Source organism: Acidobacteriota bacterium (assembly GCA_016196035.1).
GTDB lineage: Bacteria > Acidobacteriota > Blastocatellia > RBC074 > RBC074 > JACPYM01.
The window spans coordinates 176,098-187,757 of record JACPYM010000091.1 but is presented as its reverse complement, the minus strand read 5'-3'; the positions used below and the strand labels follow the sequence as shown (position 1 = coordinate 187,757).

The following is an 11,660-nucleotide window of genomic DNA, read 5'->3' as shown; positions in this document are numbered from 1 at the left end:
CTACATCCCTCATTTTCAGCTTGATGGAGTACTAGAGCGGTTTGCAGTTGCGTTTACGGGAGTCAGTTGACGTGGGGACAGTACCGCGCGCGTGAGCAAGCGGTGCTTTGGCAATTCAGCCAAGGGAGCAAGCTTGACGCGCCGCTTGCTCACGCGCGCGGTACTGTCACGCTGCGCGGTTTTCCCGTACACCGTAGTGAAAACCGATCTAAATGGTATGCGCACGTCAGCGAGCGGTAGCGAACTGGTGATTCCGAATGTGCGGGCGGAGTCACTAAGCTGCTACCGCTCCCTCTGCCGCACCGCACGCTAACCTTCAGGCCTTCAGGCCTTCAGGCCTTCAGGAAGGAATGTCAGGTGGAGAATTGACAGCGCTTTTCTCTCGCTCTGTTCTTCGGCGACACTGGCGCAACCGCAGCGGTGAATGGCGAATTCCCGCTGCCATACGCGACATTCTTTGCGCCGGGTGTGCCACGGGGGGGGCAGGGCGGGATGCAGTTGAAATGTAGCTCGCCGGTTGATTGAGTTTTCTTTGCCCGGCCAAAGAAAAACGCGAGACCTTTCGGTCTCGCGTTAAGTTTGGGAAAACAGCTTGGCCTGCCTGATCGGGGCCAATCAGCGAAGTCTAGTTGCTGATCGGGCGGCCACCGGTGTCGCGGCCTGTTTCCGGAATGCGTTTGCTGTTGTCAATAGCGCGGCTAAACAATTCCAGCATCGGATACCAGGCGCCTTCGGACGCGAAGGGCACATACTCGAAGCCGCGTCCGAACGGATCGTCGAAACGCTTCGTCGTGTAATCAATGCCGAGCGCCGAATAGATGGTCGCCGCCATGTCTTCCGCCGCCGAGGGGCGGCCTTGCGACCATTCGGGTTCGACCACGTTGCGCGCAACGCTATCGGTGATGCCGACGGTGCGTCCGCCGCTGATGCCGCCGCCCGCGAAGCCGCAGAATTGCTGGAAGAAGTGATCGCGCCCGCCGTTGCCGTTCGGCGCCGCGACGGTGCGCCCAAATTCACCCATCCACACGATCAGGGTTTCATCGAGCAACGTGCCGCCGCGTGTGCCGGGCGCTGCCGCCAGATCGGTGATGAGGTTGCTCAGCCCACGATCCAATTGCGTCGCCGGGCCATAAATCGCCCCGTTGCGCGCGCCCGCCGCACCATAAATGTTGGAGTGATTATCCCAGCCGCCGAGACCCAACTGGATGTAGCGAGTGCCGAGATTGGCCTTCAACAGATTGCGCGCCACAATGCAGCCGTTGCCGAAGCCTGAATTGCCGTAACGGGTTTGATCGGTGGCGTCAAAGCGGAAGACCGTGTCAACTTCAGGGTTGTACATCAACGCGCGGCTTTGCTGATAGAAATCATCCATCGCCTTGATGTCCGGCCCATTTGTGCCGGCACGCAGCCCGCCGTCTAAATCGGCCAGCATGTCATAGCGCGTGTTGAAATTGGTTGCGCCATCCGCATTGGTCAGATTCCCCAACCCCGTCGCCGCCGCTGCCACCTCGAAAGGCGTATAGCGTGGATTGAAATAGCCTGAGCCGACGATGGTGCCAGCATTGAGCGCGAGGAAGCCCGGCAGCTTTTGATTGGCCTGGCGTTCTTTCTCGAATTCCAACGCGACAACCGAACCGAGATTGGGCGCGACTTTGCCCAGTTGCGAAGTCGGGTTGCGTCCGATCTGCGCCCAAATCTGTTGCAAACCATGCACGAGCGCGGGCGAACGCAGATTGCGGGCAATGGCGATCTTGTCCAGTTGGTTGAACAGATTCGGCATCAACCCCTGCGGGAAGAGCACGCCGTTTTTGGTGGTTGGATTGAAGTCCGCTGGCGTGTAAGCGCCGGGTTTCAAATCGAAGGTGTCGCTGTGACTGGGCGCGCCATTGAGCAAAATGAAAATGCAATTGCGCGCGCGGCCCACGAGTTTCGCACCAACGGCGGTGCTGGTCGCGGCTTGCACATGGCTCGCCCACGGTGAAATGAAGGCGCCGGTCAACCCGGCGGCGGTGGATTTGATAAACGTGCGCCGACCGAAAATGGGGCCAAACATCGGGCGATTGGCCGGTTTCATCGGTTGGCAGACTTCACAAGAATGATCTGGATGAAGATGATCTGTCATGGTTTTACCTCGTTTGCAAAAATGAGGACCGATGTCGGTCAGCCTAGTAGTTGAATAGGAAATCCATTTTGTTGAGCAACACCCATTGCAGATGCTCCGCGACCTGTTGCTTGGTCATGCGGCTGAAGTACGGCGTAATCTTCGCCATTTCTTCCGCCGACGGTTTGCGCGAGAGCGTGGTCAGATAAAGCGTATTGACCAATTCGTCGTTTGAGAGATTGACCTTGGCCAGCAGCGTCCGCACCGTCGAATTGTACGTCCGCGTGTCCGGGTACGTGACAACAGCAGTATTGCCCTGATGGATACGCCCCATCACGAAGCCGTTATTCATCATGTTCAACGCCTGCAGAATCGAGGGTTCGTCCGTGCGTAACTTTTGATCGCGGTCACCGCGCAGGAACGAATTCAGGAAGGCATTGTTGCCACTGTTGCGGGGTTCCGCTGGCTCCGGCAATTGCATCGCCCACTCGACCCAGAATGTGGTTTTCTGCGGATTGTTATCATCCACCATGCGGTAGCCGACACGGTTTTTGTTGCCATTGTCAGGATCGGCAAAGATGGTCGGGACGCCTGTCGCGACCATGATGGCATCGTGCAACTCTTCCGCTCCCAGCCGGCGGACATATTTGCGCGCGTAATACGGCACGTAATCCACGCGCCATTCGCCCGGATATTGCGAAGAGAGTTGATAGGCATTTGATTTGGCGATCAAGCCGATGATGTGGCGAATATCGAAATTGTTGAAGGCGAACTCTTCCGCGAGCGCCTGCAATAATTCGGGATTTGCCGGCTGTAGCGACCAGCCGTCAGGCAACTGCTGTTCAGGGGACAGCCGTGCCAGATCGAAGGTGTTAGAAGGCGAAACCAGCGCCTCGACCATCAACGCTTCCCACAGATAATTGACCTGCGCGCGCGCGAATTGCGGATCGGCCACCAGGTAACGCGCAAAGGCTTCACGGCGGTTTTCAGTTGTCTTGACGTTGCCGCCGCCATTGAACATATACGCGGGGTCAACCACGTTCTTGCCATTGGTCGGCTGCCGGTTCGAGCGGTTGCCGGTGGTCGTATTCAACTGGTAAGCCCGATTGACGGTTTCAGTGATGCCATATTTTTGGACGTTCGTGAAAACGGTGGTGGTGCTGCGATTGTAGCCCGTGAAGAAGGCCGCCAGCCCCCAAGCGTCAAAGCGCGTGGTGTGCGCTCCCCACAAATTGACTGCATCCAAATGTCCAGCGCCATCGTGGCAGAGCAGACAATCCATCGAAGTCAACCCCAGAAAGGTACGCGAGACTTCGACCGCCATGCCGTCATACACGTCCTGCGCCGGTCCCATCGGCACAAAACCGCCGATCAGGAAATTGGTCGCCCCGTTGGCGAAGCTGTCGCCATTGGCAGTGACGATCTCAATCGCCATATCGCGCCAACTCTTGTTCATCGCGACAGAGTCTTTGATGTATTTATAGAAAGCATCACGTCCGCCACGGAAGCGGTTGATGTTGGCGGAAAAAGCCGTGTTCTTGAACAAGTCGCCATAAAAATTCGTCCACTTGTCGGTGAATTCGGACGAGGCGAGCAGCTTGTCTACCAACAGGTCGCGCTTGTCAGGGTTTTCGTCCGCCAAAAATGCCGTCACGGCTTCTGGTGCCGGGATGCGTCCGGTCAGATCAAGCGTGACACGGCGCAGAAACTCGCTATCCGAGCACAGCGGCGCCGACTGTATATTGTCATTCTGCATCCGGTTGAAAAGGATGTTGTCAATAAAGTTTTTGCGCGGAATCTCATTCGCGCCAACCAGCCGTGTGACCTGATTTGGCAATTGACCGGCAAAGCTCTCGGTTGCCCGCGAAACTTCACGACGATGCCTGAGTTGAGCGCCGCGAATGGCTTCGGGGTCTTTCAAGTAGACACAGTCAGAGGCCGCATTGTTTTGCGCAGCTACGCTGCGCACGGGCCGCTTCTGTGCATACGAGGTCAGGCTACCGCCCAAATGATCGAGCACTGCCAGGCTTCCAATCATCAAGCAGGCCAGCATTACCCAGCGTTTGAGCCATGCGGTCTGATGAGTCTGACCGGTAGTTTCTTTACCGCCTGTCATGGGCATATTGTCCTCCCAAGAAATTGTCTAAGGGTTATTCGAATTGATTCAGCTTTGAATGCGAGGACTTGCGGATGATTGTGTTTTCGTACACCAGAAGCAGCTTGGTGTAAATCAAAACCAGCTAGCTGGTGGGGCAACGCAGTTGACGTAAAGCGCAATCAGCGGGGAAACCCCCCACGATCAAAACGAGATCTAAACTCTATGGAACAGCACAACAGGGCTGACCTCGTGTCTGAAACTTATTCTGCTCGAATTCAAAGGTAAGGTAAACCGCATTTTAGAAGTCGCCGGGGCGGCGCATGTCTAATTTTCTTTCGCGGCGCGTGATTCTAGCGCATGAAAATTGGTTTGTCCTCTTCATTTTTGTGCAAAAAGGTTTTTTTGGGATGTTTTTTTGGGACTTGTGAGCAAGTAAGTCTGGCGGTACTTTCGCCGTTAAATGAGATAGGGGTTGATCTCGTGTCGCGAAAGGTCGCCAAGTTTGTTTTTCCCAAGGTGCGTTCGCAAGCTTATGAGATTGGCGAAAAGGCTGGGCAAGGATGTGTATGTAATATCTGCATCCCGCTATGCAAAATGTACTGCTTTCAGATCAATACCTAAGCAAAATTCCGTGAAGACCGTCACGCAATAGTTAGCGGTAAATGGGGAAGGAATGTCTAAGGTATTTCCGGAGAGTGCAATAGCTTTTACAGAGGAAACTGCTTGATTCCTGGCACGCGCGTTGCTCTAATGCCCAATGCACGTGCCTTGTGGTGAGGCCGCAAGCTCCTAAAGCTTGCCAGTTTGCAAAAAAAATCTCTGGGTCGTAGATTTACTGGGAGGACAGAAGAACATGAAGATCAATCGTTTCAGCTTGGTTTTGTGTGGCGTGGTGCTGGCAGTTGCACCTGGTTTCGCACAAAACGCTGGCAAAGATACGAAAAATAGCGCTTCGGACGCCAACCTCGTCAAAATGGTGCCGGGGCAAAAAGCCAAGGTTATGGGTGTGATTATTAACCGTGATGCTGATAATTTCATCGTCCGAGATTTGACTGGCGGTGATGTGCGGGTGGCCTTAGGCAATTTCACGAAGGTTGAAGAAAAGAAGAGTAATCCATTCCGCCGCGCCAAAAATTACAACACAACTTTATTGCTGCGTGGATTGAGTGTCGAAGTCGAAGGTAAAGGTGACACGAATGGCAGCTTGGCGGCGGAAAAGATTCGGTTCACGGAAGACGCGCTAGTCGTCGCGCGCAATGTGGAAACCCGTGTTACGCCGGTTGAAGGCCGCGTGGGCGAAGCTGAAACCCGCATTACCCAAACAGAAGAAAACGCTAAGCGATTATCTGGCCAATTGGAAGAATTGGCAGCTATCTCCAATGCTGCAAAAGGCGGGGCGAAGGCCGCGCAGGAAAGTGCTGATGCCGCGATTGCAGGGGTTGAAGCGACCAATCGCCGCATGGAAACCTGGTTTTCCAGCCTTGATGATTACGAAGCCAAGCGCGGCATTACGGTCAACTTTAAGGTCAACAAATTTGATTTGTTGCCCGAAGCGAAGTTGGTCCTGGATGAAATTGCGACCCAGGCCAAGACTGAAAAGGCTTATATGATTGAGGTCATGGGGTTCGCTTCGGCAGATGGTGACGAAAACAAGAATCGTGTGTTGAGTCAAAAACGTGCCGATGCCGTGGTTCGTTATTTAGCTGAAAACCATATGATTCCCTTGCGGCGCATCATCACGCCGTTTGGTTATGGCGAAGCGCAGCCGGTGGCGGATAACCTCAGTAAAGAAGGGCGTGAACAGAACCGCCGCGTTGAAGTAAAGATTTTGGTGAACAAAGGGATGACGACGCAACCTGACCCGGTGCGGGTGCAGAAGCCGGTCAGTACCTCAATGGAAAATTCCCGCCCGCGGGAAACCACGACCTCGCGCGTGCCGTAAGGAAAATGGCTCCTGGTGCGGGTTGGCGGGCGCTGGTGCGCTAGGTAAACGGCAACGAGTGGTGAATGATACCTAAATGTCATTTGCCACTCGTTTGCTTTAGAAGGCGTGTTCCTCCAATAGTGTGTGTTAAAGGAGGGCTTGATGCTGAGGCGAATGTTGCAAGGAGTCGTGAAATTGAAATTCCCAGCGCCGAAAACCTGTCGGGGTGGGGTAAACGGATTCGGCTGGTTTTTACTCTGCGCCTTTCTAGCTTCGACTTTGACGGTATGTGCATTGGCCCAGGGGAAAAAGGGTAAGACCGCCGAACCTGCACGGCATATTACGCCAACTCCGACGCCCACGCCCACGCCGGTTCCGCCGGCATCAACGAAACGGGCGCCAGCGGTTGATTACAAACTGAATGTCCCGACGATTACACAACCGCCGCCCGTGCCTCCAACCACGCGGCCTGGTGAAGAACCTAAGCATACGCAACCGCCTCCCAAGCAGGTGGCGAAACCTGAAAAGGAGCCTGAAAACAGTGGCGATACCTTTCGCATCAATTCCAATCTGGTCGCAGTGCCGGTTTCAGTCACCGATGCCAATGGCGAGCCGATGCGAAAGCTGCGGGCCGAAGATTTCCAGTTAGAAGAAGAAGGCCAAGCACAGCAACTCCAAAGTTTGGGTGAGCCGGGCAAAACGCCTTTGGAAATGGCGCTCCTGTTTGATGTTTCAGGCAGTGTGCGTGAACGCTTTGAATTCGAAAAACTGGCGGCCACGCGCTTTTTGAAAGAAGTGCTCAAACCTTCTGACACCGTCGCTGTCTTTTCAATCGGCTTTGACCCCAAACTGGTTGGAGAACGCACAGGAAGTGTGGATAAAGTCGCCGCGAGCCTGAGCACGCTGGAACCGACCAAAGAGGGAACGGCCTTTTTTGACACGGTGGCCAAAGCCGCCCAGTACCTTGGCGATCATGCCACCCCGGGCGCGCGCCGCGTGGTCGTCGTGATCTCTGACGGCGAAGATAATCACAGCGAAACGCATCGGCTGGCCGATACCCAGCGCGAGTTGCAGCGCACCGACACTTTGTTTTACGCCATCAATCCGAGTGGCCCTTCGATTCGCTTAAATAAAATCAGCATGCGTGGGCACAATGCGATGAGCACGTTGGCGGCGGAAACGGGCGGCGTGGCGTTTTTGCCAGACCGGGACGAAGAACTGGAGAAGGTCTTCCGGCAAATTGCGGCGGAATTACAGGCGCAATACCTGTTGGGCTATTACTCAAGCAACGAGACGAATGACGGCAAATTCCGGCGCATCAAAATTCAATTGCCAACGCGCCCCGACTTGCGGATTCGCGCGCGGCAAGGCTATTACGCACCCAAGGACTAGCCCTCTCATCAGGCGATAGATTTCAGTTCGCCCTCAACTCCACCACAAGGGCGCGAAGGCAAAAGCACGAGAGTGACGAGGCTCTCGTGCTTTTTGCTTTTTAGAAACGCCGAGCTTGAAAAAATAGTTACTACCTGGGCCTGTAGCTTCGGTTGCGCGTCCGTGATTTTGATTTGCGCTGCGGGTCGAGGCGCGCCGCTGAATTTTTGCTTTCGGTCAATTACCTTTTGCCTTCCTACCCGTTGCTTACCGGTTGGTCAGTAGGCTAGAATGCGCCCGCTTTCGCAACCGCGTCACTATCGCAAACAATTGGCACTTTTCCGAGGAGAAATGTTGATGCTTAGAGCACCGCAAATGCTTTTTCTGGCTCTGCTTGTTGCTGCTGGTTCATGCGCGGCGTTGGCCCAAACGGGCACACAGTCGCCCGCCGCACAACCTGCGCCGACGCCAACCCTGGCGCCAAGCCCGTCGCTGGCCAAGGATTCGCGCTATTTTGAGATGCGCACCTATTACGCCGCGCCGGGCAAGCTGGAAGCCTTGCATGCGCGGTTCCGCGATCACACGGTCAAGCTTTTCAAAAAACACGGTATGCAGATTGTGGGTTTCTGGGGCCCGACCGAAAAAGAGAGCGGTTCAGAAAACACCTTGATTTATATGCTGGCCTATCCTTCACCCGAGGCGCGGGCGGCGGCCTGGAAAGCCTTCGGGGCTGATCCTGAATGGCAGGCCGCGCGCAAGAAGAGCGAAGAGAATGGCAAGCTGGTGGACAAAGTCGTTTCCGTTTTTATGCTGGCGACCGATTACTCGGCGCTGAAGTAGCATTGCCAAAACGCCAAGCTGCATCTTGGCGCGAAGACGTGCTGCCAGCTTTCGCTGTGCCGTCTACACCAACACAAGTTTTCCGCCAAAAGTAAATTGACGAGTGCCGCCTGCATTGGCGCTCGCGTACCGATTGAACAAACAAACAACGCAGATCAAGTTGAGTCTCAATTAACGAGCAAAGGAGTTGCTTATGCGAACCGGAAATAGGAAGGGAAGCGCGCTGGCACTGAGTTTTACCTGTGCGCTGTTGTTAGCGTTTGCCGTGGTCAAGCCAGCAGGCCCGACGGTGAATGCGGCGAAAGTCACGTATACAAAAGATGTAGCGCCGATCTTTTTCGCCAAATGCGTCGTCTGCCATCGCCAAGGCGAGATGGCCCCGATGGGATTGATGTCTTATAAAGAAGTTCGCCCCTGGGCCAAATCCATTCGCGAAAAAGTTTCCAGTAAAGAGATGCCGCCCTGGTATGCCGATCCGAAGCACGGTCAATTCGCCAATGACAGCAGCCTGAGCGTGCCGCAGATTGAAACGATCCGGGCCTGGGTCGAGGCGGGCGCGCCGGAAGGCGATCCGAAAGATTTACCCGTCGCGCCGAAGTTTTCCAACACCGGTTGGAAATTCGGCCAGCCCGACGTCGTACTCTCAATGAATGAAGCAGCGGCAATTCCCGCCGATGGCACAGTGCCATATCGTTATTGGGCCGTGCCCACCAACTTCACCGAAGACAAATATGTGCAATTCGCCGAGATTAAACGCGGTGAGGCGAGCGTCGTGCATCACGTGATTGTTTTTGTGCGTGAGGGCGTGGCTTGGCCTGCGGGTGAGATTTCCCCCGGTCAATTGCGCGGCGGCAATCCAGAGGAAGGCCAACGCCAACAGAACCAACAGGGGCAAGGGCAAGCACAAGCGGCGCGCGGCGGCACGGGCATGTTCGATGCCAATTTATTGGGCTGGGCGCCAGGGATGGATCCGCTCACCCTGGCCCCTGGACAAGCCAAACTGGTGAAGAAAGGCTCGACCTTCGTCTTTCAAATGCATTACACGACCAATGGCATCGCGGCGAAAGATCGCACCAGCATCGGCCTATGGTTCGCCAAAGGGCCGATTGAAAAGCGTATGTTTACGCAACCGGTCACCGTGGATCAGCGCAAATTGGTGATCCCGCCGGGCGAGGCGAATTTTGAATCGCATTCCTCCTATACCTTCACGCAGGATGCGCACCTTCACATGTTCATGCCGCACATGCACGTGCGCGGCAAAGATTTTGAATACAAACTTGTCTATCCCAACGGCCAAGAGAAAATTCTGTTGAGCGTGCCGAAATACGACTTCAATTGGCAATTGTGCTACTTCGTCAAAGAGCCGGTAGCGGCGCCCAAAGGCAGCCGCATCGAATGCACGGCGCATCACGACAATTCGACCAACAATAAATTCAATCCCGACCCGAAGATCACCGTCCGCTGGGGCGACCAGACCTGGGAGGAAATGATGATCGGCTGGATGGATTACACGCTCGATGGTCAGAATCTGCGCGCGCCGCAAGCCGCCGGTTCGGCCAGCAGTTCTTCTGAACGGTAAACAAACCTTCCCACGAAGACACACCAAGGGGCACGAAGTTAAAGCGAGTCTCCTTGCTGTTCCTTCGTGTGTCTTCGTGGGAGATTCTTCCAGGAGTCAATCAATGTGGATTCGTAAACACCAACGTGACCGCAAAAAAGGCGTGGATTCGCCGCTGCCGACGCAGGCCGTCTCGAACGAAGAGTTCACGCCGCGCCCGCAATCAGAACCGCAAAAGATGGTCGAACATTTGATCGGCGATCTATCAGAAGAGCGCGCCAAGAAGCTAGGCATGCAGCGGCGCGACTTCATGCGCACTTCGATGGGTCTGGCGACCTGCTTCATGGCTCAAAACCAGGTGTTCGGCAAAGTCTGGGATGTGGATGAGGCTGAGACTTGGGAAGCGGCGGCAACGGATGAAAAGTTCCCGAAAGGCGAATACTTCATCATTGACGTGCAGGCGCATTTCACCAACGGCGCGCCCATTGGCGGCTTTCGCACAATGGATTTCGTCAAGAATATGGGTTTCAACCTGAAGAATGATTCCGAAGCGTATGGCTTCCAAAACTTCGTCAAAGAAATGTACTTTGACAGCGACACTTCGATGGTGGTCATTTCGGGCGTGCCCACCAAAGAAAACCTGCGCGATGCTGACGGCAAAGTGTTGGAAGGCGCCGCCCGCACGCCGGGCATTGGCGGCAGAGTGTTGCCCAGTTGGGTGATGTATGAAGGGCGCAAAAAGATCAACCAACTCGCCGGCTCGCAGCGCGCGCTGAATCAGGGCAATCTCGCGCCGAACCATTACTGGGACAAAGTCAAAAATCAGATGAACAAAGCCGAACTCATCGAACAGATGGAACGCGAGATCAAGGTTTATGGCATCAGTTCCTGGAAATGGTATTGCCACACTGACCCGGCGCAAACCGGCAACGGCTTCCAGCTCGACGATGACAATTCGCAATTCTTTATCGAAGAATCGCGTAAACGCGGCATCAAGCTGATTAGCACGCACAAGGGCTATTCTTATCAATCGCGCACGCTGGGTCATCTGGCCAATCCCAAAGACGTCGAGAAAGCGGCCCTGCGCAATCCTGATTTCAATTTTGTCGTCTATCACTCGGCGATCAAACACGGCTCCAACGAACCCAATTGGAAAGAGAGCAATCAGTACGATCCGCAGACCGGCGATTTTCTCTGGCACAGCGTGCTGATGGACATCAAGAAGCGCAATCCGCAGATGAACAACGTCTATTGCGAGATTGGCAGCTTCTTCAATGTGCTGGCCGTGACTGACCCGGTTATGGCGATGCACGGCATGGGCAAGAATATCAAATACTACGGCGCTGATCATGTGGTTTGGGGCACGGATTGTCTCTGGTGGGGATCGCCGCAATGGGGCATTGACGCCTTCAAACGGTTCCAAATCACCGATGAGATGTGCGAGAAATTCGGCTACAAGAAGATCACCAAAGAGGACAAGGCGAAAATCTTCGGGCTAAACGCGGCCAAGCTTTACAACGTGGACGTCAACGCCAAGCGCAATCCGCTGACGGCGGACGCGCTCGAAAAGATGAAGATCGCTTACGTCGAGTCGGGCGGACAGCGCGACAACGCGGCGCACGGCTGGGTGCGGGCGAGCGATTAGTCTGGCTGGCTGTTGGCCGCATTGGTTCCCACAAAACCCGCCAAGCCGGATTCCGCTTGGCGGGTTTTGCGTATAAGCTAGTACTCCATCAAGCTGTAAGTGATGGATGCTGAGAGCGCATCC

At 54.9% G+C, this 11,660-nt stretch carries 7 protein-coding genes; 5 read left to right on the top strand and 2 right to left on the bottom strand.

Annotated elements, in window-relative coordinates:
• Positions 1-625: 625 nt before the first annotated feature.
• Both HY011_27145 and HY011_27140 read right to left on the bottom strand, forming a co-directional pair.
• A complete protein-coding gene (locus HY011_27145) occupies positions 626-2,122 on the bottom strand; it encodes a DUF1501 domain-containing protein (protein ID MBI3426621.1) in 1,497 nt (498 codons plus the stop codon).
• Between the two features lie 43 nt (positions 2,123-2,165).
• Positions 2,166-4,223, bottom strand: coding sequence for a DUF1549 domain-containing protein (locus HY011_27140; protein ID MBI3426620.1), 2,058 nt, complete (start codon positions 4,221-4,223; stop codon positions 2,166-2,168).
• 829 nt (positions 4,224-5,052) lie between these two features.
• Between HY011_27140 and HY011_27135 the strand changes: the two genes are divergently transcribed.
• From HY011_27135 to HY011_27115, 5 genes are all read left to right on the top strand, one after another.
• Positions 5,053-6,141, top strand: a complete 1,089-nt coding sequence (locus HY011_27135) for an OmpA family protein (protein ID MBI3426619.1) — start codon at positions 5,053-5,055, stop codon at positions 6,139-6,141.
• 492 nt (positions 6,142-6,633) lie between these two features.
• On the top strand, positions 6,634-7,515 hold the full coding sequence (locus HY011_27130; GenBank protein MBI3426618.1) for a VWA domain-containing protein: 882 nt from the start codon (positions 6,634-6,636) through the stop codon (positions 7,513-7,515).
• A 354-nt stretch (positions 7,516-7,869) separates the two neighbouring features.
• Positions 7,870-8,334, top strand: coding sequence for an NIPSNAP family protein (locus HY011_27125; protein MBI3426617.1), 465 nt, complete (start codon positions 7,870-7,872; stop codon positions 8,332-8,334).
• A 265-nt stretch (positions 8,335-8,599) separates the two neighbouring features.
• Complete coding sequence (locus HY011_27120) at positions 8,600-9,913, top strand: thiol-disulfide isomerase (GenBank protein MBI3426616.1); 1,314 nt, start codon at positions 8,600-8,602, stop codon at positions 9,911-9,913.
• Positions 9,914-10,016: 103 nt separating this feature from the next.
• Positions 10,017-11,537: an amidohydrolase family protein gene (locus HY011_27115; GenBank protein ID MBI3426615.1), complete on the top strand. Its 1,521-nt coding sequence runs from the start codon at positions 10,017-10,019 to the stop codon at positions 11,535-11,537.
• The last annotated feature ends 123 nt before the right edge of the window (positions 11,538-11,660 follow it).

What these genes read in the sequence shown, in the direction of transcription:
- HY011_27145 (MBI3426621.1), bottom strand. Translation starts at nt 2,122, where the DNA reads ATGACAGATCATCTTCATCCAGATCATTCTTGTGAAGTCTGCCAACCG.
- HY011_27140 (MBI3426620.1), bottom strand. Translation starts at nt 4,223, where the DNA reads ATGCCCATGACAGGCGGTAAAGAAACTACCGGTCAGACTCATCAGACC.
- HY011_27135 (MBI3426619.1), top strand. Translation starts at nt 5,053, where the DNA reads ATGAAGATCAATCGTTTCAGCTTGGTTTTGTGTGGCGTGGTGCTGGCA.
- HY011_27125 (MBI3426617.1), top strand. Translation starts at nt 7,870, where the DNA reads ATGCTTTTTCTGGCTCTGCTTGTTGCTGCTGGTTCATGCGCGGCGTTG.
- HY011_27115 (MBI3426615.1), top strand. Translation starts at nt 10,017, where the DNA reads ATGTGGATTCGTAAACACCAACGTGACCGCAAAAAAGGCGTGGATTCG.